The following is a 24,943-nucleotide window of genomic DNA, read 5'->3' as shown; positions in this document are numbered from 1 at the left end:
ATTATCCTTTTTCGATGCCGCGATCGGGGCTTTCCCAACGGGCGCGCTGCTTTCTGGAACGCAGCATCACTTTAGGGAACGCCACCAGCGTGGTGAACAGACTCAGCATCCAGTAGACCAGCGGATACCAGATGACCCAGAACAGAGAACCGGCCAGACGCGGCTCATAGCGGCGTTCAATCAGCAGGCTGACGCTAAACTGCAGCAGACAGGTCACCGCCAGCACCATGCCGGTAAACTGCGGCGGGAACAGATCGTAAACCCGGATACTGTCGGGGATCGGCATCACCAGCCCCAGCAGGAACAGAATGACGCTTACCGCATAGGTGAAGGCCCAGATGGTTGACAGGCTGAATTCAAAGAACAGCGTCCACATCCGGCGATACTCCCAGGACCAGATATGACGCAGATTTTTCAGGAACACCTCTGCTCCGCCCTGCGCCCAGCGCAGCCGCTGGCGCCACAGGCCTTTCAGCGTTTCCGGCATCAGTATCCAGCACAGCGCCCGCGGTTCAAAAAACACCGACCAGTGACGCAGCTGTAGCTTCCAGCTGATATCAATATCTTCGGTGATCATGTCCGGGCTCCAGTAGCCGATTTCCGCCAGCGCGCGGCGGCGGAACGCGGCGACCACGCCGGAAACGGTAAACACCTGGCCGTAAACCCGCTGTGTGCGCTTGATCAGGCCGATAATCGAGGAGAACTCACCCACCTGAATTCGACCAATCAGCGTCGAGCGGGTGCGGATACGTGGATTACCGGTCACCGCTCCCACGCGCGGATTATTCAGCAGCGGTGCCACCAGCCAGGCAGCGGCGTCCCTGTCCAGCAGTGCGTCGCCATCAATGCACACCAGAAAGTCGCTGCGCGCGGCGGCGGCTCCGGTCTGTAGCGCAATCGCTTTCCCCTGATTAGCCGCCAGGTGGATCACCCGCAGTTTGGGGTGGCTGACAGCCATCGCATCCAGCACGGCGGCGGTGTTGTCTTTGGAACCGTCGTTAACGGCGATCACTTCGATATTGCTGTAGCGCTGGCCCAGTGCCGCCAGCAGCGTCTCCTCGGCGTTAGCCTCTTCGTTGTAGCAGGGAACAATAATCGAAATCAGCGGATTCCCTTCCAGCTCGGGGGCCGCGACGTCTTTCCCCCATTTCCAGCGGCGTTCACGATAAAACCAGAAATAGAGTCCGCCGGTCATCCAGATGCCGGACATAAACAGCGGCCAGAAGAAAACGAAGTTCAGCATCACTTCACCGGTATAAATCACCGTAATACCGAACGGTATGCTCAGCACCAGGCAGAGCATCAGAAAGGCAAGAATACGATCGATCATGGCAGCGGATACCAGGTTGATGAAAACACGGGACGGATGTCGTTCAGCGCAGGGCTGTCGTTAAGGAAATCATCCGGGTAGTAGCCAAAGCTCTGCGCACCGCTGGTTTGCAGCTGTTTCATCCAGCTTGCCAGCTGTACCGCCGGGATAGCGCCGTGCTGTTCCGGCTGACGCCAGTCGCGGGACTGCAGCTCAAAGACGGTCTTCTTCAGCGCGCCGGGGCGGCGACCCACTTCGGTCACCAGCTTGTCCAGCCAGGCGTTGCTTTCCGGCATCGGCACTTTTTCCATCAGCGGCATCGCCATCGGCGCAACCCAGTCATAGGCCTGCAGGAAGTCGTCAAGATTCTGCGCAAACCACGCTTCGCTCTGCGGTTCCAGGATCGGCAGGGCAAAGATATTGCGCGCGGTTTTCACCTGCGGCCCGCGAATAGCCCGCACGTCAGCGGTCAGCTGGCGGGTGAAGTCGATCAGCGTGCGGCTCTTGAAGCGCGTCCAGCGCTGGAAGGTGGCAGGATCGCGACGAATCTCGGCGATCGATGCCGGGAATCCGGCGGCCTGATAGGCGCGCATAGCATCCAGGCTGGCATCTTCATCATCGGCGAGCACCGCGTCATCGTGGTAGATGATCCCGCTGAACACCGCGTGACTGGCGAGATCCTGGTAGATCTCGCGAATACGATCGCGGGCCACTGCGCTGTACGGCGACAGGCGCTGATACTGCTGCGGGTCCACACGGGTCTGCCCGGTTTTCAGATCGATTTTCTCCACGCGCGGCAGCGATTTATCCAGATCGAAGGCCAGCACCGGCATCCAGGCATAGACCTCAGCGCTGGTGCGGGTGGCGATCTGCCACGCCACGCGGTTAAACAGATCCTCGCGTACCGGCAGCCAGCGGTTGGGGAAATAGAGCTCATGCACCAGCCCGTCACCGTCAGGATCGGCGAACGCCTGTAAGAAGACGGTGTTCGCCCCGGAGTCGGCCACGCGCTGGATCAGCTTGTCTAAATTACGCGCCTGCTGCTCAGGGTCGGCATCGTAGACGTAGTCGAGGTCGACATGCATCACCCGCATGTCGCTGGTTTCCTGCACCTCCACCACCCGCCGGGCAAAGCTTTCCAGGCTGGGGTTGTTAGCAATCAGCAGGCGCGGCACGTTGTCCAGCGCATCAACGGAAGCCAGCCCGTCATCCAGCGTCATCGCCATCTGGTAGCCGTGCTGGCGCACGATGCTCAGCGCTTCACCGCCAGCGGCACCGTAAGGCCAGACCCAGACGCGCGGCGCTTTGCCGGTGGCCTCGGTAATACGCTGAGTGATTTTCTCCACGTCGGCATTCACCCGCTGGCGATACTCGGCCCCGGTTTCATAACGCTGTTGTTTGGTGTCGTAGCGGCGGTTCACCGCATACGGCTCGCTGTTGCCCTGCGGGTTGGACACCTCGCCTTCATGCTGGGCATAAGTATGTGCGCCGATTTCAACCAGCCCGGAGCGGGACATCTCGGCGATTTGCTGCCAGGTGGTGAAGCGATCGCGCGGCGTCATCAGCCCGCCAAAGTTCACCGGCTGCCCGGCGGGAGTATCGATCCAGCTGCCCACCGGGGCCAGCACCGCGTGCCAGCGGTACGCCTGCAACAGCGGCCAGACGCGGCGATAAAAGCTGCTGTAGCCATCGTCGAAGCTGAGCAGTACCGCTTTTTTCGGCAGCGGCTTGCCACCGGCTTTGGCGGTGAGGATCTCGTCCACCGACACCGGGTGGTAGCCGTTTTCCCGCAGCCAGGCGAACTGATCGTTCAGCGCGCTGCTGCGCACCGACAGGTAGCGCTGATCGGCGGACTCATCCTCCACGTCATGATAGGCGAGGACAATAAAGTGATTTTTCGGCCACGGCTTTTCCGCCGCTGACAGCTGGCGGTCAGCGGGAGAGAGAAAGCGCGGGCGCTCGGCCTGACTGCATCCGTTTAGCAGCAGCGCGACAGGCAACAATAGAAGAAGCATGAACAAACGCATCGTCTGATCCTCAGAATCGGTAGTTCATATCAAATGAAACAGAAAGGTTTTTCTCGCGGACGCCGTCATACGGGCGTTTATCCCACGTCAGCTTGACGCCGGTATCCAGCACGTCGTTCCAGCGAACCCGCTGGCCGTAGCTGACCGTGGTCACCGCGCCGCTGCCCTGCCCCTGCTGCCAGTAGGCACCGGCACCCACCTCAACCTGCTGGCTCCATTCGGTCTGATAGTGGCGATACATCAGGTGATCGAGGCTCAGCGCAGGCACCACCGCCAGAGCCCGCGACGGGCTGTAGTACGGCGTATCCGTTTTACTGTTGTGGCTGCCGCTGATATTCGGCGTGAAGTCGAGGGTATAGCGCGCGCCCGAGGTCAGCCGTTCCGAGCCGTCAACCGACCACTCAACGCGGTTGTTACCGTCCGAGAACCAGGACGGCGCGACGGAGACCTGCCATTCGCGGCGTTCGCTCTGCCGCCAGCGCGCCCAGAGATTACCGCCGTTGACGGTGATGCCGTTGCGCAGTGCCTGTAGCGGCGTTTCACGCATCAGCCGCTCCGCGCTGCCGCCGATGCGCCAGCTATCGCTAAAATCGTGCCAGCCAGACAGCCGAGCACCGATTTTCTGCCCGCTGCCGTAGCGCTGGCCGTTCAGCTCCGCTTCCGCCCAGTTGTCGCGCGCGCGGTACTCCACACCGCCGCGCACGCTGCGGTTAATTCCCCGGCCTTCACTGAACTCGCTGTCGGCAAACGACAGGCCGGTGAAGACCCGCCAGTTCTCTTCGATGGGCGGACTGTAGAGCAGCGCGTCGAGGGAGAGATCGTTAGCGCCGCTGACCGGGCTGTCGGAGTTGATGCCGTGTTCACCCTGCACGCGCAGCTCGGCGTAGCGATGCACATCGCGCAGGCGATCGAGCCGCTGCGTGCTGCGGCTTTCCGGTTGGCGCGTGATCACGTCATCCGCCAGCAGGTCGGCCTGCCGCCACTCCTGCAGCTCCAGCGCGGTCAGCCCCTGCTGCGTTTCCAGCCCCAGACTGCGCGGCTCCATGCTCTCCACCCGCTTCAGTTCGGCTTCCGCCCGGCGCGGCCAGCCGCGGGTCAGCCACAGGCTGGCTACGTCGATCTGTAATCCCTGATTTCCCGGCGCGGTGCGCGCCAGATGTTCGGCCTGCTGCTGTGCCGCAGGCAAATCGTCATGCAGCAGTGACGACTGAACCTGCAACTGCTGCGCATCCAGCCAGTCGTCGTTAGGCACCCGTTCCGGTGAACCGAAAATATTGAGCAGATACGGGCTGGAGGCAACGAACCGATCGCTTTGCCGGCGTGCGGCATCGGGCTGCTCATCCTCGGCCAGTGCATAGAACAGATCGCTCTGTTCGGTGCGGCTGAGCGGACTGGATGAGGTTTCCGGCGACAGCGACTGATAGAGTGCCACCGCGCGATCCGGCTGGCGCAGCCAGAGGAAGGCGGCCGCCACCCAGCGGCGGGCATAGGTCGGGATCACCGCGCCTTCTGCCGTCAGCCGCTGGTACTCATCCACCGCTTCCTGCATCCGGCTGCGGGCCACCAGCGCACCCAATCTGTCGATGCGCGCCTGCTGATAGTCAGAATGAGCGGCAGGGTCGTGCTGCCAGGCCGCCAGCAGCGGCTGATAGTCAGCCAGCGCCCGATCGGCGACGGTAAAGCGCTCCGCTTCCGAGCGGCTGGGCGCAAAGGCAATACGTACTTTTTCCGCCGCGGCATCGCGCTGCAGTCTGCGCAGCTGCGCCGCATCGGGGCTTGTGTGCGCAGCCTGAAGCAGCGCCGGGCCGCTGACCCGATTGAGGGAGAGCGCATTCAGGTAGTTTTGTTCAATCTGCCGATCGCCCGCGAAGCGCAATTCAGCCTGGCTGGCGGAGTGTAGCGCATCCTCTTTTTTCCCGGCGGCAAACTGAACGTAGGAGAGATCGAGCCAGCGACGCGCGGTGGCAGCCTGTCCGACACGCTGCTGCGCCAGCGGCAGGGCTTGCGCACTGCGCCCGGCATCAGCCAGGGTCATCAGATAACCGCTGTACAAATCGTCGTTGCCCGGCTCGCGAACCAGCGCCCGCTGCCAGAGCGCCAGCGATGGCTGCCACTGGTGCAGATTGCGCAGCGAACCGGCCACCGCCTGCAGGCCACGAACCGGCAGCGTCACCTGCCGATCGTAACGCTGCCAGACGGCCACCACCTGACGATCGTTCCCGGCCCAGTTGGCAATCTGCAACCAGTCGGCTATTTCACCCGCACTCAGCGTTCGTCGTGCGGCTTCACCGTCGAAGAATTGCAGAGCAGGAGCATTGTTCCCCTCGCGAGCGGCAACGATCAGGGCGTCATAATTCTGCGCCGCTGCCAGCGATGGCAGGGTGCTGAATGTGAGTAATAACGCGACCGCTTTTTTCCGCTGGTGTGGGCGGCATTTCAACCTGGAAAAGCAACAAAATAACACGGCAACTCCTTATTATTTTACTTATCCGTACAGGTGTATTGTTGGATTTTTTATTTATTTAAATTATTAGAGCGACGGAATCCCCACCCAAAATCAGCTTTCGGGAGAATAGGCAGTCGTATCATTTGTGATCAAAATCCTACATATCATTGGCAATCTGTACAACTTTCCAGGCTTCAGATTCCTCTTAAACCGTTGTAATCCAGGCTTATTTTCTAAAATTCAATATCAATAAATTATTTATTTTCAAGCAATTACCAAACTCACCATACCAGTTGAAATAAGACTAATCCCGCGGGCTAACGCAATTTATAAAAAAGCTTTTGTTCAAAAAATGAAAAACTAAATTCCCATCAGACAAATTAATCAGTGCTGTCATGAATATTTAATCGGGAAAATGAAAACGACAAAACTCCAGTAATAGATGGATCTGATTTTCACCGCACGGCCTTAGTTGATTCACTGCCTTTATGCAAAGTGAAAAAGCCTTTTTCGATGGGCAAATTTAATCACCGTGATAAATTTCATTCCTTTTGATTAAGAAAAACCCGGCATACCGCATAACGACAGGGCGCTTTCCACGAGACAAAAAACTGTCATATCGTGCGTAAATTTCGTTCAACTTTTAAAAACCGATGATATAATGTGACCGTCGTCACACTTCCTTGACCTTTAATGTCAGTCCGGAAAGAGCCTACCTGGCAGCTCTTGTTCCGCTTTCGGTGATGCCGCTTCCAGTCTGTCAGGACCGATCATCGTGGAGTTAAACATGGGTACGATTACTGCCAGCGTTATGCTGATGAGATGGGAACTGCTGAGTGCAGTAATGATGTTTATCGCCAGCACGTTTAACGTGCAGTGCCGTAAAGCCAGCCGCAACGCCATGGCGTTCGTCTTTACCGGCATCGGTATTGGCATGTCGTGCTGGTTCGTCACCGGTCTGTTAGGGATTAGCCTGAGCATGGAAAATTTATACAACTTCTGGCATATCACTAAAGACGTGTTTATCAACGTTATGAGCCAGACGCCGCCGGACTGGCCGATGCCCTGATTTCCCGGCCCGATGAAGAACTCTTCATCGGGCAATGTTGTTTTCAGTTCCCCTTCACTTCCCTCTTCTTTGCTACTTTGTTAAAACCGCGTGGAATTACCTCAGGCTCTAAAATAACCCTCACCGCAATAATCCGAATAAGAGTTTATTTTAAATCCACAGGAATTTTCCTAATCGCATATCGTGAAATACTGATATAAAATAGCCGAACTACCTCAGCATTAATTAACTCCAGTTATTATCGCCATATTATAGTTAAGAAAGGTAATAGCATTTATGAGAAAGTCACGATATACGGCAGAACAAATCAGCAGAGCAATTAAAGATTCAGAAGAAGGTATTAAAGTTAAACAAATTTGTGAAAACCTCGGTATTTCTGAAGCGACCTTCTACAGTTGGAAAAAGAAGTACGCCGGATTAAATTCAGAACATGGAAGAAAAATCAAAGAATTAGAAGAGTCACTGCACAGCCTGTCGCGCGAACTGCAGCTGATTTCCTCCGATAAAGAACTGCTTCAGAGTATTGTGAAGAAATTCTTCACCACCGGCGATAAGCGCAAAGCGGTCACCTTTCTGCAGGATACCCACAACGTGGGAACCCGCCGCAGCTGCCGCCTGCTGAATATCAGCCGCAGCGTTTATCACTACCCTTGCACCTGTGACAGTCAGTAGTCTGCTGACAGCAGAAATTATTTATCACTCTTTAACATTAGCCACCGACCGGGCAAGTAATATGCGGTCGGTGCTAATGTTTTCGCTAAAGTTAACGCAGCATACTGTCTGATGATTATTCGTTCAGCGGCACAATCCGTGGCTGAGGCTTAATCCGCATCGCCACCACCACCCCGCTAATCAGGCAGATAATGCCGCAAAACGTCAGCAAAGGTGGCCACGCCTGGCGCAGGGCAAAGGTATAGGCCAGCCCGGCCAGCGTTTCAAATACGATTAACGGCCCGAGCAGCACCGCAGGCAGGCGCTGGCTGGCTTCATTCCAGCACAGCGTCCCCAGCCACGAGCACAGCAGCCCGATAGCCAGCATAAGCGCGATAAATACCCCCGGCTGTGGGCCAAACGGCAGACTAAACTCAGGCTGCGTCAGATGCAGCTGCCCCATCACCAGCAGATAGCCCAGCAGCGCCAGCGGCAGCGTTGCCAGCCCCTGCGCGGTTGCCCAGGTACCGGGGCGCAGCGTCGGATGCTGCCGCAGCCAGCGCGAGTTGCGCAGCGGATACCACGTCCAGCAGATAACCGCAGCCAGCGCCAGCGCGATACCGCTGAAATAGCGCCACGGGTCGAACTGCTGCCCGGCCCCGTTCATTTCAGCCACGTTAACGCAGGCCAGCCCGCAGACGATCAGCAGCAGTGCAGGAGCCAGGCTCCGCCAGCTGAGTCGGCCATCATCGCCGCCGTAAAACAGGTTAGCGCAGACCGCAATCACCACCGGCAGCGTGCCGATAATCATCGTGGAAACCGGTGCGCCGGTGCGCTGGATAGCCGTCGCCAGAAAGGCGTAGTAAAGCAGATTCCCCACCAGCGTCAGCTTAAACGCTTCCCGCCAGTCATCCCCCGTCAGACCGCGCAGGCGCTGGCGATCCTGCCAGGCCAGCGGCAGCGCAATCAGCCCGAAGGCCAGATAGCGTCCCATGGACTGCAGGGTTCCCGGATAGTCCGGAACCAGCAGCGGCCCGACAAAGATCAATCCCCACATCAGCCCCGCTCCGAGGGCAAATAAAATTCCCGCTAACATCGTTCACTCCAGATAGCACACAACAGCAATACCGTATTATGAGGGGGGATGGCGCGGCGGGGATTGTAGCAAATTGCGCTAACCGCTCTGGCGGACCTGCTTCTGATAGCGGGCGGGGGTGATGCCATAACGGGCGGCAAAACTGCGGGTCAGATGTGCCTGGTCGGTCAGCCCGACGGCGGCGGCAACCTCGGCTGAGGGCATGCCATCGATCAGTAGCTGACGGGCCTGATAGAGACGAAAAGCCATCAGCATCTGATGCGGGGTAACGTGATACTGCGCCTTAAACTGACGCTGGAAATGATAAGGGCTGAGCGACATCAGCGCGGAGAGATCGCCGAGCGTGATACGCTCCGCCAGATTATCGCGCAGATAGTCGCGTACCCGATCGAAGCGGTGGCGGGCCGGAGCCTCCGAGGGGCAAACATTACGGGCGTGGGGGCGCAGTACGTCACAAAGCGACAGCAACAGCCCATCAATCGCCAGAGCATCGTCCGTCTGCCACAGCCGGGAGAGGATCTGCGAAACTTCGCGCGCGTGCTGCGGGTGATGGCGCACCGCGCGGTCAAACCACCAGCCCGATTCGCCGGTCAGCTCGGCAAGCCGCTGCGGCTCAAGGTAGATCATACGATACTGCCAGCCGCCCTCGCTGGCGGATTCGCCGGTATGCAGCTCGTCCGGATTCATTAACACCAGCGAGTCGACCGGGGCCAGGTGCTGTTCACCGCGATAGCGAAACCGCTCGGCACCGATGTCGATCGTTCCGATGCCAAACGCTTCGTGGGTGTGTGGCTCAAAGGCATAGTGCGTGATGTGCGCGCGATACAGCTCTACGCCCTGCACGCCGGGTAGATGGCGGAAGCTGGCGCGGTCCTGCTCGTAGCAAAACTGTTCCGGTACACCTTCCACTTTCGCCTCCTCGCTGAAAAATCGACCATCAGTTTACGACGTTCAGGTCGCGTCGAAAAGTGCTGATTAAACCCCGGTTAAACGGCTCACCTGTGCAGTAAAAGCCCTCGCACTCATTGTGACTCTATTTATCTGGCACCTGCTCAAATACGGTTTTAACCAGCGGAAAAGGATAATCTGCTATGTCGGAAATTCTTCTCACTCCACGTACGAACAACGGCCTTGCGTTATTTTCAGCATTAATTGGCGGCCAGCTGGCGCCGGAAAAGCTGTGGCTTTCGCCCTCGTGGCGCGCCAAATTTCTGCTGCGCTCCATGCTGACCCCCGTCAGCAGCTGGCAGCATATGCGCCATATCGCCGCCTTTGCGCCGATGCAGCAGATTTTGCCGCAGCAGCCCACGCTGCCGGGAAAAATCCACCGCCCTTACCTGCATCTTGGGTTGTCGGTCAGCCAGCGCGTGGCGGCGCTGCACGATCATTACCGCTTTGTCTCGCAGCTGGCGTGTGAAGAGCTGCGCCAGGCGATGCTTAGCGCGACAGATTTCGCACTCGCCCGCTTCAGTGGGAAAGACGGTGAGGCCATAGCGATCACCATGATATGCAACGGTCGCTGCGAGCGAGAAGGGGAAGTGAATTTACTCCTCCACTGCGACGGCACTCTGCTGGGAGTGCTGACGTTTGCCGTGACCGAGCGCAATGGCAAACCGCAGCTGATCGTCGGCGGCCTGCAGGGCGCTCACCGCGATACGCCGCATGAATTTATTCGCCACGCCACCAAAGCGTGCCACGGGCTGTTCCCCAAAAGAGTCCTGCTGGAAGCGCTGATGCAGCTCGCCGCGGCGATGGGCATTCAGCAGATTTATGCGGTGCGCGATGGCGGCCATGTGTTCTATAGCCTGCGCTATCGCCTGAAAAAAAGGGCGCTGTTTCACGCCTGCTATGATGAGTTCTGGCAGTCGGTTAACGCGACGGTAGCATCGCGTCATTTATACCAGCTGCCGCTCAGCCTGGCGCAAAAACCGCTGGAGGAGATCGCCAGTAAAAAGCGCGCCGAGTACCGCCGCCGCTATGCGCTGCTTGACCAACTGCATCAGCAGCTGAGCCGCTTTACCCGATAAGATTAACCGGCTGGCGGCTGCGCGGTACCGGCGGCCGGTTCCAGCTGTACGTCGTCTATCTTCCAGCCGTCGTGCTCGTGCACCAGCGTGACCAGCAGATGCTGTTGATCGGTCGGGTCGCGCCCGAGTGTCACGTCGCCAAAGGCGCGATTGCCGTTCAGCGTGAAATCGCTGACGCTGACGTTATTCACCCAGCCGTCGCTGTAGTCCTGATCCTGCAGAAAGTAATCATCATCCATGCCTTCCGGGCTTTTAATCAGCAGATTGATTTTTTGCAGCAGCCGCTGGGTAACATACTCACTCAGCAGCGGATCGTGCTCATCGATCGGGCTTTCTTCTTTGCTCAGCGCCGTCAGATACCAGCTGTAGAAGGCCACGCTGGTACTGTGCGGATCGGCATTATGCTCTGCCGCCATCGCCTGAAAGGCGAATATCGGGGCAATCAGCATCAATAACCACTTTTTCATTCCAACCATCCCGGATTAACCACGACTTGTTTTCCTCAATCAGCCCAGGCACTCCATGCCGCCTGTGATTGTATTGAATTTACGCGGCTAATCCAGTGTTCCCGGCGGTGTTCCCGGCTTTTTTTGGTAACTGTTTATCGGCGAGTGATACAGGTGTTAATCCACTCCGTCAGGATCGCCGCCAGCCGCTGTGGCTGTTCAAGCGGCAGCATATGGCCGGAATCCTCCACCAGCCGGAATTCCGCATCAGGGATCGCCTCACACAGCGCCCGCGACTCCGCCAGGCTGCGCATGCGATCGTCTGCGGCAGCAATCACCAGCGTCGGGCAGCGAATGTCGGCCAGCAGATGGCTGTCACTGTTGCGCGCCATCAGCAGCTGACGAATCCAGGTTTCCCGCCCCAGCCGCAGGCTCATATCGAGGATCTGCTGCACCAGCTGCGGATCGTCTTCGTGCTGCTGGCCCAGCGACAGCTTAATCGCCCGGTGGCTCAGCCCGCGGAATGGGCCGCTGTCCTGCTCAAGCTTCCCGGCGACCGTCGCTTTAAACTGCGACTGCATCACGCTGTCTGCTGCACTGGAGGTGGCAATCAGCACCAGCCCCCGCACGCGATGCGGCACCTGGCGAGCAATCTCGCGGGCGACAAAACCGCCCATCGAAAACCCCACCAGCACGAACTCCGGCGGGCAGTACTCCAGCACCCTGGCGGCCATCTCCTCAACCGATTTTCCCTGCGACAGATCGCCAAAGGTCAGCGGGCCTGTCGCCTCCAGCTGCGGCAACAACCCCTGCCAGAGCCCGGCATCGCACATCAGTCCGGGCAGTAATACCAGTGCGGTCATCGGTAGTGCTCCAGAACATTATTGGCCAACTTGAAAAACTCATACATAACGGCACAGCTACCGAAATAGGCGGTCAGGCCAATGATTGCCCCCAGCATGCGTGACGGTATTGCTCGCGGTGCGTTCCACGGCGCGGCCAGCAGCCAGTTGACCAGATGACCCGGCAGACAGATAACGGGAACGCCGCGCTCGCGGATGCGCCATACCCCGCTGAGCACAATCAGCGCCAGCATGATTTCAAGCAGCCCCGCCAGCTCTGCCCGGTTGCCCAGCAGCTTCGGCAGGCCAAAATGCATCAGCACCAAAAAGAGGGCAACCACCAGGGTCGAGAGTATGCCTTCAATCAGCAGCCAGACGCCCAACGCGATCTGCCAGCGCCGCAGCGTTTGGAAAACCAGATCGTGGCCGTAGAGGTAAAACAGAATCAGTACGCCGCTCAGCGTCAGCACCGGCCATGTTGGATGTGCTTCAACCGCGCTGCGGTTAATGACCACGCCCCAGAACAGCAGCAGATACACGCCGGCCCAGCTCAGTGCAACGTGCTTTTCCTGAAAGCACTTTTCCTGGCTGTACTGCAATACCATCGGATTGATGCGGTCGGTCAGCTCGGGATAGCGGGTGCACAGTTCATCCACCTGCTTGCTCATATCGGCGAGAAAATTGGGGATCAGCCTTGCCCACAGCGGCATTTTCTCGTCGCTGCCGGCGATTAACGCCACCATCCGTTTTTTGCGCCAGGAATCCCCGGCGGAATGCAGCAGCGCCTGCCAGCTTGCCCCCATTGCCGTGCGGCGTGCGGCGCGGTTGAGCTGCCACACCAGGCGGCCCGACAGCAGCCGGGTATCATCGTAGCCGTCCAGCCCCCAGCCGAGCGTTTCCGACAGGCGCATCAACAGCTCTTCGGTCAGTCCCGGCCGGTCAACCAGCGCCTGTGCCAGCTGCTGGTTGAACTGCTGCTGCTGCAACAGCGAGCCGTTAGCCGCGACCCGCAACCAGGTTTCCTCCAGCTGCGCCATGCCCTGCTCTGATACCAGCAGCCGCTCCGCCAGCCGGTTGATTTCTTTTATGCTGTAGGCGGGCGGCGGCAGAGGGATATCTTCCGCGTTATCTGACGTCATGCCAGTGCGATTGGGCGAATTCTCAATGTCTTCCGGCAGCAGAATGCGATCGGCGGCATGTGCGCCCGGCTCCTCGTCGGAGATTGCAGCGCCATCATGCCGAACATCGTCACCGTTTCCGCTGTACTCCACGCCATTATCATCAAGCACCAGCGTTAAGCCAGCTTCCCCGGACTGAACCTGGAAGCCAAAACCGGCCAGTTCGCCCGGCGCGCTGGCGGCATACTGCTTCGCCTGTTCCCACGCCTCGCGCAGCCGCTGATAGCCTTCAGGATCGCGATCCGGGCGGTGCTGCTTCAGCTGTTTCACATAGGCGCGGCGGATCTCACTCTCGTCACGGGTCGGATCGATCCCCAGTACACTCCATTCGTTCATGTTACTGGGTCCAGTTATCGTAGCGGGACAGCATCTGTTCCAGATGCTGACGGAAATCAGCAATCTGACGTACATCCTGGGTTTCCAGCAGCTGTTCAAACGCCGACAGCGCCGCATCAATCTGCTGCCGCTCTTCACCCAGCAGGAAGCGATAAAGCTCGTTGCAGCGCGTCAGCACCCGGCGGTTTTCCGGCCGATCGCGCGGATGCTGCTTCAGCGAGGCCAGCCGTTGCAGGCTCTGCTGGATCTCCTCCGCGCTCATCTGGCCCGGCACGTTTTCAATCACCAGCCGGCTGATGGTGTCCGATGCCGACGTGCGGCACTCCACTTCCAGAATGCCGTCCAGCGTATAGGTAAAGCGCACGTCGATGCTGACTTCACCCGCCTTGCGCGCCGGTACTTCAAGTTTAATGTCGCCCAGCTGGATATTGTCCTTCACCCGCCGCCCTTCTCCCTGGTAGATCTCAACTTCCACCAGGGTCTGATTGTCGACGGCGGTACACAGGGTTTTCTCCATGCTCACCGGCAGGAAGGTGTTGCGCTCAATCAGCGGCAGGAAGAAGCCCGCTTCCTGGCGGCCATGCTGCTCGCGCATTGTCGCCACCCCCAGCGAGTACGGCATCACGTCGGTGAGGATCACGTCTTCTACCGCGCTGTCCTCCATCACCATCCCGGCCTGCACGCCTGCGCCCAGCGCAACCGCCTGGTCAGGATGCAGATCGTGGCGCGGGAAGCGGCCAAACAGGCGGGCCACGGTCTGACGGATCAGCGGCATACGCGTAGCGCCGCCCACCAGCAGCACGTGATCCAGCTGATCGAGGGTGAAACGGGCATCCTGTAGCGCCTGGCTGACGGGCCGCTGGAGGCGGGCAATCAGCTCGCTGCAAATCTCGGCAAACTTCGCCTCGCTCAGCTCCCACTGCCAGCGCTTATCCTGCCATTCCAGCTCGGCGGTGGCGGGAGAGGACTGGGTGAGATCGCACTTCAGGCGTTCGGCCAGCTGGGTGAGGCTGGCGTAGAGTGCACCTTCCGCCTGATTCAGCTCGGGGAACTGCTGCTGCATCCAGCGCAGGATCGCTGCGTTAAAGTCATCGCCGCCGAGGAACACGTCACCGCTGCTGGAACGCACTTCCACCACGCCGTCGAACATATCGATAATCGACACGTCAAAGGTGCCGCCGCCGAGGTCAAAGGTCAGGTACTTTTGCTGCTGGTTATTCAGCAGGCCAAACGCCAGCGAGGCGGCGGTCGGCTCGTTCAGCAGCCTTTTCACTTCCAGCCCGGCCAGTTCACCGGCAGTTTTCACCGCCCGGCGCTGCACGTCGTTGAAATAGGCCGGCACGGTGATCACCGCGCAGGATACCGGCTGACCGAGGGCGTTTTCCGCATCCTCTTTCAGCTGACGCAGCAGGATCGCCGACAGCTCCTCGGCGCGGAAGCTCTGTGCGCCAAGCTTAACCGTGGTTTCGCTGCCCATATGTCGCTTAAAGCTGGCGGCGGTGAGGTGAGGATGCGACTGTAATCGCGCCTTAGCGGGCTGGCCCACCAGCATATTGCCCACATCGTCCACGCCGACGACCGAAGGCGTCAGAAAATCGCCAAAACGGTTCGGCACCAGTTCTGAACGCCCGTTGCGCCACAGGCACAGCAGGCTGTTTGAGGTGCCAAGATCGATACCAATAACTAAATCGGTGGTCATTCACGCTGTCCTTGTTAACCCGCCCGCGCGGGTAAATGTTATGCCCAGTTCTTTTTCTTGCTGGTTTTGCCGATACCCGGATTACAGCTGTTGGTCGGGTCAAGCTGATGAAAATGCTGCTCGTGCTCGCTGGAGGCGTGATACAGATGGCCGATATTGTGCTCCGCCGGGTACTTCGCTCCGCGCCGATCGAGGTATTCCAGCACCGCGTCTTTAAAGGCCGCGCCGTCCACGCCGGGCTTCAGGATGTAATCCTGATGATTGACCAGACAGAAGAAGTGGCCGCAGCAGGACCCTTCCAGTACCTGCGCCTGGAGTTCCGGCGGCAGCTGGATCATCCACTGCTCGTCGTTACGCCGCAGCGCCACGTCGAAGGCAATCAGCCGACGATCGGTATTGATGCCGTAGTAGTCGCAGTAAAAAACGGTGCAGGCACCGACGCCGAAACGCACCAGAAACGCATCGCCCTGCTCCGCTTCCGTACAGTGGAACCAGTCGCCGTTGCACTCGGCAAAGAACGCGGTCAGCAGGCGGTTCATCGCCGCCGCTTCCTCATGCGCCAACTTAATCATCAGGTGATGTTCGTAGCGGCGATGCCACGACAGCAGGCGCGGCGAAATCGTCGACGGCGTCAGCCGGTTGCCCAACTGGATCAGCTTATCGATGGTGTTGGCAGGCAGCAGCTTGAGTTGCTTCACCCGCGCATCCCAGCGGGCTTTTTTCTGCATCAGCCCCGGCAGCGCCGACGGCCCCAGCCGTTTAATCGACAGCAGCATATGGCGGGCATAGCGCAGCGTCAGGCGGAAGGCATTGCGATGAATGTATTCCGCCTGAATCGGCAGCTGTTCAAGACTTTCAATCAGATAGCGGCGCAGCTCCAGCAGCACCTGCTCATCGTTGGTGCCAATATAGAAGGTGTCTTCCTGCGGCGTGGCGTCAAAGGTGGCGAGGCGCACGGCAAACACAATCACCTTTCCGGCGCAGCCCGCGCTGTCGTGCAGATACTGCGGATTGCCGTTAAAGCGCGTTGGCGTGACGGCATCCACGTCCTTAATTACCGAGGCGTAGTCGTCGGCCCAGATTTTCCCCTGCCAGTCAGCGGCGGTGCCGGTGGTGTAATCGCCGGATTCCAGCCGGGCAATCATCTGCTCCGGTTCGGTTCCCAGCTCGATACCCAGATGGTTCACCAGCTCCAGCCGACCGTCGTCGGTAATGCGGGCAAACAGGGATTTTTCGGTAAACGCCGGGCCTCGCTGTAATAGCGATCCGCCGGAGTTGTTGCAGATGCCGCCCACTACGGAGGCACCAATGCAGGAGGAACCGATCACCGAGTGCGGTTCTTTACCGTACGGCTTCAGGCTCTCTTCCAGTTCGGTCAGCGTGCTGCCGGGAAACGCCACGATTTGCTGCGCATTATCGATCACCTGCACCCCTTTGATTTTTCGGGTGCTGATAATGACCACCGGGCGATCGTAATCGTCTCCGTGCGGGGTCGATCCGCCGGTCACGCCGGTATTGGACGCCTGCATCAGAATAATCACGTCATTTTGCTGGCAGACTTTAAGCGCCTGCCAGAGCTGAATCAGCGTTGCAGGCAGCACCACGGCCAGTGCGTCACCGTGGCCTACGCGAAATCCTTTGCAGTAGTACGCTTTCTGATAGCTGTCGGTAATCAGACCGTCGGCACCGACCACCTTGCCAAGCTGTTGTAGGGTATTGGCATGTTGCATAGCGGGTTGACCTCTCCCTGGAAGATTGATGTGCGCAAAGAGTGTACCTGACACTTTTCCGCCAGAGCTAGCACTGTTCGACAGAAAATGCCGCGGTTTATCGGCGGATAAATCCACAACATTGATAATGATTTCAGCCAGTTCGGGAATTTCAGAGAGATCTTCGGTGAAAGCGCATTATGCAGAGGCGATCGACTGGATGACCGGCCGTTCGTCCAGAAATAGCGCGCCGCATTTTTATTCTGACCGTGGATTATTTTTCTGAAAAAAACGGCAGGAAAGGATGAATAAATAGTTAGCTTTTTAGCAGCCATAGGCAAAGTATTTTTATGCATATTTTATTCACACAAAATGCATAAAATTAATTTTTCCTCTGTTTTTCAGAAACTTGAATGTGATCAAAAAGTGAATAATTCCGAGCTATTCTGTGTTGACATTGTTATTCCCCACGGCCAGCATTAGGCCACTCGCTCACCTCCCGCCAGCGGTTCTGGCCTGAGTGAAGGCCATACGGCGCTGTCCGTTTTCTCGTCGCGTAGTACGCCTGCCCCCCTTTTCCATCGGGACGGGATTGCTTTGCCTGCAAAAAAATATTGAGAGGATGCCATGTCTGACCAAGCGGATGCGCAGCAAAATCTGCACCGGGGCCTGAGTTCCCGCCATATCCAGCTGATCGCCCTCGGCGGTGCCATCGGTACCGGGCTGTTTATGGGGGCAGGTAAAACCATTGCCGTTTCGGGAACCTCCATTCTGATTACCTACGTGGTGGTCGGATTCTTTATGTACATGACCATGCGGGCGATGGGTGAGCTGCTGCTGACCCGGCTGGACTATCGCTCATTTGCCGACTTCGTGGCCGACTATCTGGGGCCGAAAGCCAGTTTCTACCTCGGCTGGTCCTACTGGCTGAGCTGGGTAGTGACCTGTATTGCCGATGTGGTGGTCTGCGGCGGCTACGTGCAGTACTGGCTGCCGGAACTGTCGCCGTGGATACCGGCGCTGTCAACGCTGGCGCTGCTGTGCCTGCTTAACCTGCTGTCGGTAAAGATGTTTGGCGAGGCCGAGTTCTGGTTCGCCATTATCAAGGTGATTGCCATCGTGGCGCTGATCGTCACCGGCGGCTGGATGATCGCCAGCGGCTGGACCTCGCCGGATGGCGTACAGGCGTCACTCAGCAACGTCACCAACCCGCAGGTGTTTATGCCGCACGGCATTGTCGGCTTCTTCGCCGGTTTCCAGATCGCCATCTTCTCCTACACCGGCATTGAGCTGCTGGGCACCATGAGCGCCGAAACCCGCTCGCCGGAACGCGTACTGCCGAAGGCGATTAAAGCCATTCCGATGCGCATTATCATTTTCTACGTGCTGTCGATGGTGGTGATTATTGCCGTCACCTCCTGGCAACATATCGCGCCGGATACCAGCCCGTTCGTCACCCTGTTTGATAAAGCCGGGCTTCCGGCGGCGGCGGCGATTATCAACTTTGTCGCCCTTACCTCGGCGATGTCCTCCGCCAACAGCGGCGTTTACTCCAGCACCCGCATGCTCTACGGCCTGTCGGTTGACGACCACGCCCACTGGCAGTTCCGCATTCTGTCGCGCACCACCTCGATTCCGGTGCACAGCCTGCTGTTTACCTGCTTCTGTATGCTGATTGGCACGCTGCTGCTGTTCCTGGTGCCGGACGTGATGACGCTGTTCACCGTGGTTTCGACCCTGGCGGCGATTCTGGTGATCTACAGCTGGGCGATGATCCTGATTGCCTATCTGGTATACCGCAAACGTCGCCCGGATCTGCACCAGCGTTCCACCTTCAAGATGCCGGCGGGCATCGCCATGAGCTGGCTGACCCTGCTGTTCTTCCTGTTCTCACTGGTGGTGATGGTGTTTGATGCCGAAACGCTGACGGCGCTGTGTACCATGCCGCTGTGGTTTATTCTGCTGGAGTGGGTCTGGCGGGTGAAGCAGCGCAAAGCGCAGGTTGAGTCAGAGGCAGTGTAAGCGCCTGAAAGAGTGGCCGTGTGCGTAGCTGCTGAAAAAACGTAAGCGTGTGGCGGCAGGCCACATAATAAAACAGGCTCTGCCGGGTAACCGACAGAGCCTGTTTTGCAGAAGACGGCGTCTCTACGGATGCCGCCTGCTGATGCCGCCCGGTGGGCGCAATCGCCCACCGCAGACGGCCTGAACGCTTACAGTACGCCCTGCGCCAGCATCGCATCGGCAACTTTAACGAAGCCAGCGATGTTCGCGCCGTGAACGTAATGGGTCTGTTTGCCTTCACCGCCGTGCTCAACGCAGGCGTGGTGAATATCCAGCATGATGTGCTGCAGGCGAATATCCACTTTCTCAGCCTTCCAGCTCAGACGCGCGGCGTTCTGCGCCATTTCCAGACCTGAAGTCGCCACGCCACCGGCGTTAGCCGCTTTGCCCGGTGCGAACAGTACGCCCGCATCCAGGAAGGCATCGGTTGCCGCAATCGTGGTTGGCATGTTTGCGCCTTCGGCAACGGCCTTCACGCCGTTTGCAATCAGCTGCTTAGCGGCTGGCAGATCCAGTTCGTTCTGCGTGGCGCACGGCAGCGCGATATCCACCGGCACGCTCCACGGCTGCTGGCCAGCGAGGTAAACCAGGTTGCGTTCGCGGGCGTAGTCTTCCACGGTGCCGTAACGTACGTTTTTGATCTCGGCCAGATGCGCCAGCTTCTCGGTGGTGAAGCCTTCTTCATCCACCACGGTGCCGCCGGAATCGGAAGCGGTGATGACACGCGCACCCAGTTCCAGCGCTTTCTCGATGGCGTACTGCGCCACGTTACCGGCACCGGAAACGGAAACACGGCTGCCTTCAAAGCCCAGACCGTGGCGCTTCAGCATTGCATCGGTGAAGTACACCAGGCCATAACCGGTGGCTTCAGGACGGATCAGGCTGCCGCCAAACGTCAGACCTTTACCGGTGAACACACAGCTGGTGTTGTTGGACAGCTTTTTCATCATCCCGGACATAAAGCCCACTTCACGGCCGCCCACACCGATATCACCCGCCGGAACGTCGGTATCCGGGCCCAGGTGGCGATACAGTTCGGTCATCAGCGCCTGGCAGAAGCGCATCACTTCCGCGTTGCTTTTGCCTTTCGGATTAAAGTCAGAACCGCCTTTTCCCCCGCCCATCGGCAGCGTGGTCAGTGCGTTTTTAAAGGTTTGTTCAAAGCCGAGGAACTTCAGAATTGACAGGTTTACAGAAGGATGGAAACGCATACCGCCTTTGAAAGGACCAATAGCAGAGCTGAACTGCACGCGCCATGCGCGGTTCACCTGTACCTGGCCACGGTCGTCGGTCCAGGCTACGCGAAACTGAATGGCTCGCTCTGGTTCCACCAAACGTTCCAGCAATCCCTGCTCCTGATACTGCGGGTTCTGTTCCAGAAACGGCCACAGAGAGGTAAAGACTTCACGTACCGCCTGCAGGTATTCCGGTTGATTAGGGTCACGCTGTTGGACGGAGGTTAGAAACGACTCCAGAGAGTTAAAACCTTTCATTACTAAATCCTTCTGACTGTGGGATGTCACTGGTGCTAATTAAGAGTTATTTGAATAGCCAGTGAGGTAATATTGTGCGTCAACGACTATATCATCGCTTTTCAAGCGCACAACAAAAAAGTTTTGCACCTTTAATCGCCTGAAAACCTATATCGAGCGACAGGATGACGCACGAATTTCGTGACTCATCATCGTCCAGGGCACGGCTGGCGTGCTCTGCAAGGGATCGCGCTAAAATCAACCATGCCAATACAAGCCATTTGGCACCATAACAAAAAGACCATAATTACATAAGGTTAAGACAATCTATAAGAAAAAATTATGACAAATAAATGCTAATTAAAGTTAATCATAAAGACACATAAAAATTAAAGACACGGTAAAAACACCCGTTAATTCACATTTTTTACAATGGTATTAAATAACCCAAAATGGTTATTAAACCTGATTAACATTCGCGAATAAAAGCCATTTAAGGTGGCACACTTATCACTAAAAGCATAAAGGCAATGCTCAAAACCTGGAGATAAAATAATCCATTACTTATCGAAGTAATAGTTCAGGCTACCGCAAATTCCGACAAGTATTAGCCTCTGACGTCACATCACGAATTGTTATTATCCACTTAAAACACCCTTATCTTCGCCGTTTAAAAAGCGCCATCCTTTTCTCCAGGAATACGATCTCTCACTTAACCGGTCATTCTTGCCACCACCATTCCCGATAAATAGGCACTGTTTTTGAAGGGATTAATAAGTTGTACATATGTACACTTTTCTGTTTACATCCTTTAATGAGAATGCATATCATAAACATCCTTATTAAAAAAATGCGCTTATCTTATGAAAACCACGACTTTTGTTGCGTTCAAACCTCTCAGGGTACTGATGCTTTTCGCGCTATACGGCATCCTGCCTCCCGCGTATTCCGCTGATGCGGATGGCGATAATCCACTAAAAAAAGAAGAGTCCGCTGAACAAACCTTATTCGTCACCGCCGAAGAGGAGATTAAACAGCAGCCGGGCGTGTCGGTCATTACCGCCGAAGACATCAGTAAACATCCTCCGGTTAACGATCTCTCAGATATTATTCGCAAAATGCCGGGCGTGAATCTCACCGGCAACAGCAGCACCGGCGCCAGGGGAAATAACCGGCAGATTGATATTCGAGGAATGGGCCCGGAAAACACGCTGATTCTGATCGATGGTAATCCGGTCACCTCTCGCAATGCTATTCGCTACGCGTGGGACGGCGAACGCGACACGCGCGGCGACAGCAACTGGGTACCGGCTGAAGAAGTTGAACGTATTGAAGTGATTCGAGGCCCCGCAGCGGCACGTTACGGTTCCGGCGCGGCGGGCGGCGTGGTGAACATCATCACCAAACGGCCAACCAATGCCTGGCACGGCTCGCTGAGCTATTTCCTCAATCAGCCAGAAAGCAGCAGCGAGGGGAATACTAACCGGACCAACTTCAGCCTCAGTGGCCCACTGGCGGATGAAGCATTAACGATGAGACTGTACGGCAGCTGGAATAAAACCAAAGCCGACAGTCCGTCGATTAATGGCACAGATAACAGTTCGGGTTTAACCCCTGCGGGACGTGAAGGCGTACGTAATAAAGATATTAACGCCGTGCTCTCCTGGAAACCAACCAACAATCAAACTCTTGATTTCGAAGCGGGCTACAGCAGGCAGGGAAATATTTACGCGGGTGATACTCAGTTCAGCCTGGCTTCTGATGCCACGAAGGCGCTGGCGCAGTCCGGCGCGGAAACCAATAAGCTTTATCGGCAGAATTTCGGCATCACGCACAACGGCATCTGGGACTGGGGCCAGTCTAAGCTGGCATTCCAGTATGACGGAACGCGCAACAGCCGACTCGATGAAGGCCTGACCGGGCGCACGGAGGGGTCGATTAAAGACGGGGCCGGTTTCATCACCAGCCAGCTGCGGAACTACCGGGTGAACGGCGAGATTAACTTCCCCGTTGACTGGCTGCGTGAGCAGACCATTACCCTTGGCGCGGAGTGGAACCGCTCCGAGCTTGAGGCCCCGAATTCAGCACTGCAAACGCTGATTTCCGGCGATGCCGTCAGCGGCGCGGCGGCAAACGGCAGCCATGTGAAGTCCCACTCCGATCTGAGCGGCATCTATTTCGAAGACAATATTCAGGCCACCGAAACCACCCAGGTGATACCGGGTCTGCGCATGGATTACGATAACCGCTTTGGCAGCAATTTCAGCCCCAGCCTGAATCTGTCACAGGCGCTGGGCGAATACTTTACTCTGAAGGCCGGTATTGCTCGGGCGTTCAAAGCGCCAAACCTGTACCAGTCCAGCCCCGACTATCTGCTTTATTCCCGGGGTAATGGCTGCCCGCTCACCGTGGGCTATGAGCCCTGCTACCTGGCGGGCAATGACGATCTCAAACCGGAAGTCAGCGTGAATAAAGAGATCGGGCTGGAATTTAATCATCAGGGCTGGGCCGCGGGTATTACGTGGTTCAGAAATGACTATAAAAATAAAATTATCGCCGGTAATGATTTCCTTGGCGCAACGAATTCCGGTACCGCCATTCTGCGCTGGGAAAATACCGGAAAAGCGGTGGTGGAGGGTCTGGAAGCCAACGTCACCGTCCCGGTCAGCGATGCGCTGAAATTTAATACTAACGCCACTTATATGATTACCTCCGAGGATAAAACCACCGGAAATCCGCTGTCGATTATTCCTGAATACACCATTAACTCAACCCTCGACTGGAAAATCCGTCAGGACCTGTCGGCGAACGTCAGCTACACCTTCTACGGCCCGCAAAAGCCACGAAAATATGCCGTTAACCATACCGAGTTAAATAACGGCCTGGATCAGACCCGCGTAGGATCGTATGGACTGGTGGGCTTAAACCTGCAGTACCAGATGACGAAGAACCTCGATCTGAAAACCGGCATCAGCAATCTGTTTGATAAAGAGATTAAACGCCGGGCCGAAGGGGCCTCAACCTATAACGAACCGGGCCGGGCGTATTACTTCGGCGCTACCGTATCATTCTGAGGCGAGGAACAGAGATGTCAGTCAGTCGTCGTAAATTTTTAATGGGCGCAGGATGCGGTATTGCCGGTGCAGCGGTGGGCTTTACGGCGGGGGTGTTTACCGCCGCCCGCCCCGGGTACATTTCAGCTTCGCAGATCCCGCGCGCTCAGGCAGTGTCAACCCAGGCGGATCTCCCGGCGGAAGCCGACGTGGTGGTGATTGGCGGCGGCATTGCCGGAATATCCACCGCGTTGTTCCTTAATGAAAAGAAACTGAACGTGGTGGTGCTGGAAAAAGGCGTCGTCGCCGGAGAGCAGTCCAGCCGCGCATTCGGCTGGGTTTATTCCAACCACTGGGATTTGGGCAAGTATGAGTTAGCCAATCAGTCCAAACGTATCTGGTCGGGCTTTGCCAGCCGCTTTGATACCGACGTGGGGTTCAGAGCATCGGGCAACTACGTCATGATGCACACCGATGAAGAAATCTCAGCGGCAGAAGAGTGGCTGAAGCACGCCCGCGCGCGCGATCCGCAATGCGATGCCCGCATCGTTTCCGGTGCAGCGATGAACGCCGTTATTGCCGGTGCCGGGGACAAATATAAAGCAATGCTGTATCAGGCCAGCGACGGCACCGCAGAACCGGTCTGGTCCGTATCTCGTATCGCCGAAGGTGCCATGCGGGAAGGGGTGAAGATTGTTGCGCCCTGCGCCGCACGCACCATCGAATACGCAGCGGGCCGGGTTGCGGGCGTCCATACCGAACAGGGCTTTATCAAATGCCAGAATGTGGTCCTGGCGGGAGGCGCCTGGTCGGCTCTGTTCGCCGAGAACGCGGGCTATCATCTGCCGCAGCTGTCGATTGACTCTTCCATGATGCGCATCAGCAGCGCTGAAGGAACCTTACCCGGCGCGGGCTATGGCCCCGATTTTGTCTGGCGGCAGATGGCAAATGGTGAAACCTCAATTGGGGTGATGCAGCATATCGCGCCGGTGACCAAAGCCAGCTTTAAGTACCTGACCGATTTCTTCCCCAGCCTGCGCTATTCGTCGGATCTGCTGAAGATAACGTTCACCCGTGATTTCTTCCATTCGCTGAATATGAAATCACGCTGGTCGGCACAGGATATTACGCCGTTTGAAGAGATCAGGATGCTGTCCGGCCAGGTTGACCACGCGGCAACGCAGGAGGCGCTGGCAAACCTTCGCCGTGCCTGGCCTGCCTATCAACAGACCACGGTGAAAGAGCAATGGGCCGGGATTATTGATGCCAGCCCGGACTCAACGCCCTACATTTCCGCCGTCGCCAACCGCAACGATATTTACGTGATAACCGGCTTTTCAGGAAATGGCCTGACGACCGGCCCGGCGGCTGGCCAGATGCTGGCGCAGCTGATAGCCGGCGATCAGACCACCTGTAATCCTCATATCTACCGCTTCAACCGCTTCAGCGACGGTTCGCCGTTCACCTTCCGCCACTGATTCTGCCGGTATTCCAGCCCGCGCCTCTTGATGCGCGGGCTGTT

General features: G+C 57.4%; 17 protein-coding genes. 6 read left to right on the top strand and 11 right to left on the bottom strand.

All coding sequences use genetic code 11. From position 1 onward, the window contains the following. Nucleotide 1: 1 nt before the first annotated feature. Genes pgaC through pgaA form a run of 3 tightly spaced genes read right to left on the bottom strand, consistent with a single transcriptional unit; the run spans nt 2 to nt 5,800 of the window. On the bottom strand, nt 2-1,330 hold the full coding sequence (gene pgaC, locus OMR58_RS02640) for a poly-beta-1,6-N-acetyl-D-glucosamine synthase (RefSeq protein WP_264545223.1): 1,329 nt from the start codon (nt 1,328-1,330) through the stop codon (nt 2-4). Continuing rightward, nucleotides 1,327-3,336, bottom strand: coding sequence for a poly-beta-1,6-N-acetyl-D-glucosamine N-deacetylase PgaB (gene pgaB, locus OMR58_RS02635; RefSeq protein WP_444861293.1), 2,010 nt, complete (start codon nt 3,334-3,336; stop codon nt 1,327-1,329). The genes pgaC and pgaB overlap by 4 nt, the downstream gene beginning before the upstream one ends. Before the next feature lie 10 nt (nt 3,337-3,346). Then, on the bottom strand, nt 3,347-5,800 hold the full coding sequence (gene pgaA / locus OMR58_RS02630; RefSeq protein ID WP_264545222.1) for a poly-beta-1,6 N-acetyl-D-glucosamine export porin PgaA: 2,454 nt from the start codon (nt 5,798-5,800) through the stop codon (nt 3,347-3,349). Nucleotides 5,801-6,569: 769 nt separating this feature from the next. Between pgaA and OMR58_RS02625 the strand changes: the two genes are divergently transcribed. Together OMR58_RS02625 and OMR58_RS02620 are read left to right on the top strand one after the other, a co-directional pair. After that, a complete protein-coding gene (locus OMR58_RS02625) occupies nt 6,570-6,851 on the top strand; it encodes a YjcB family protein (RefSeq protein WP_105592214.1) in 282 nt (93 codons plus the stop codon). A 276-nt stretch (nt 6,852-7,127) separates the two neighbouring features. Next, on the top strand, nt 7,128-7,523 hold the full coding sequence (locus OMR58_RS02620) for a transposase (protein ID WP_264545221.1): 396 nt from the start codon (nt 7,128-7,130) through the stop codon (nt 7,521-7,523). A gap of 115 nt (nt 7,524-7,638) precedes the next feature. On the opposite strand, the gene OMR58_RS02615 is transcribed toward OMR58_RS02620, so the two are convergent. Together OMR58_RS02615 and OMR58_RS02610 are read right to left on the bottom strand one after the other, a co-directional pair. Then, complete coding sequence (locus OMR58_RS02615; RefSeq protein ID WP_264545220.1) at nt 7,639-8,598, bottom strand: DMT family transporter; 960 nt, start codon at nt 8,596-8,598, stop codon at nt 7,639-7,641. A 78-nt stretch (nt 8,599-8,676) separates the two neighbouring features. After that, entirely contained in the window at nt 8,677-9,507 is an 831-nt protein-coding gene (locus tag OMR58_RS02610) for an AraC family transcriptional regulator (protein ID WP_200560511.1), read from the bottom strand. A gap of 182 nt (nt 9,508-9,689) precedes the next feature. Between OMR58_RS02610 and OMR58_RS02605 the strand changes: the two genes are divergently transcribed. Further along, nucleotides 9,690-10,625, top strand: a complete 936-nt coding sequence (locus OMR58_RS02605) for a VirK/YbjX family protein (protein WP_264545219.1) — start codon at nt 9,690-9,692, stop codon at nt 10,623-10,625. A 2-nt stretch (nt 10,626-10,627) separates the two neighbouring features. Here OMR58_RS02605 and OMR58_RS02600 read toward each other — a convergent pair whose 3' ends face one another. The 5 genes from OMR58_RS02600 to dld all read right to left on the bottom strand — a co-directional run bounded on the left by OMR58_RS02600 (nt 10,628) and on the right by dld (nt 16,856). Beyond that, nucleotides 10,628-11,092, bottom strand: coding sequence for a YbjP/YqhG family protein (locus tag OMR58_RS02600; RefSeq protein WP_264545218.1), 465 nt, complete (start codon nt 11,090-11,092; stop codon nt 10,628-10,630). Nucleotides 11,093-11,226: 134 nt separating this feature from the next. Further along, a complete protein-coding gene (locus tag OMR58_RS02595) occupies nt 11,227-11,934 on the bottom strand; it encodes an alpha/beta fold hydrolase (RefSeq protein ID WP_264545217.1) in 708 nt (235 codons plus the stop codon). Beyond that, nucleotides 11,931-13,427: a J domain-containing protein gene (locus OMR58_RS02590; RefSeq protein WP_264545216.1), complete on the bottom strand. Its 1,497-nt coding sequence runs from the start codon at nt 13,425-13,427 to the stop codon at nt 11,931-11,933. The genes OMR58_RS02595 and OMR58_RS02590 overlap by 4 nt, the downstream gene beginning before the upstream one ends. Before the next feature lies 1 nt (nt 13,428). Continuing rightward, nucleotides 13,429-15,126 (bottom strand): Hsp70 family protein, encoded by a 1,698-nt coding sequence (locus OMR58_RS02585; RefSeq protein WP_200560508.1) that lies wholly within the window; start codon nt 15,124-15,126, stop codon nt 13,429-13,431. Between the two features lie 38 nt (nt 15,127-15,164). Further along, entirely contained in the window at nt 15,165-16,856 is a 1,692-nt protein-coding gene (gene dld, locus OMR58_RS02580; RefSeq protein WP_264545215.1) for a D-lactate dehydrogenase, read from the bottom strand. A gap of 606 nt (nt 16,857-17,462) precedes the next feature. On the opposite strand from dld, the gene OMR58_RS02575 reads away from it, so the two are divergent. Next, nucleotides 17,463-18,857 carry an amino acid permease gene (locus OMR58_RS02575; protein WP_264545214.1) on the top strand — a complete coding sequence of 465 codons (1,395 nt, stop codon included), beginning with the start codon at nt 17,463-17,465 and terminating at the stop codon, nt 18,855-18,857. A gap of 188 nt (nt 18,858-19,045) precedes the next feature. On the opposite strand, the gene gdhA is transcribed toward OMR58_RS02575, so the two are convergent. Further along, nucleotides 19,046-20,389: an NADP-specific glutamate dehydrogenase gene (gene gdhA / locus OMR58_RS02570; protein WP_200543108.1), complete on the bottom strand. Its 1,344-nt coding sequence runs from the start codon at nt 20,387-20,389 to the stop codon at nt 19,046-19,048. A gap of 887 nt (nt 20,390-21,276) precedes the next feature. On the opposite strand from gdhA, the gene OMR58_RS02565 reads away from it, so the two are divergent. Both OMR58_RS02565 and OMR58_RS02560 read left to right on the top strand, forming a co-directional pair. Then, the gene (locus OMR58_RS02565) at nt 21,277-23,442 is read left to right on the top strand and encodes a FepA family TonB-dependent siderophore receptor (protein WP_264545213.1); all 2,166 of its coding nucleotides are present in this window, start codon (nt 21,277-21,279) and stop codon (nt 23,440-23,442) included. 14 nt (nt 23,443-23,456) lie between these two features. Continuing rightward, a complete protein-coding gene (locus OMR58_RS02560) occupies nt 23,457-24,899 on the top strand; it encodes an NAD(P)/FAD-dependent oxidoreductase (protein ID WP_264545212.1) in 1,443 nt (480 codons plus the stop codon). The last annotated feature ends 44 nt before the right edge of the window (nt 24,900-24,943 follow it).

The organism is Erwinia sp. INIA01 (genome assembly GCF_025947915.1).
GTDB classification, from domain to species: domain Bacteria; phylum Pseudomonadota; class Gammaproteobacteria; order Enterobacterales; family Enterobacteriaceae; genus Erwinia; species Erwinia coffeiphila.
Note: the sequence above shows the minus strand (reverse complement) of the source record. Positions and strands in the feature narration are given on the sequence as shown.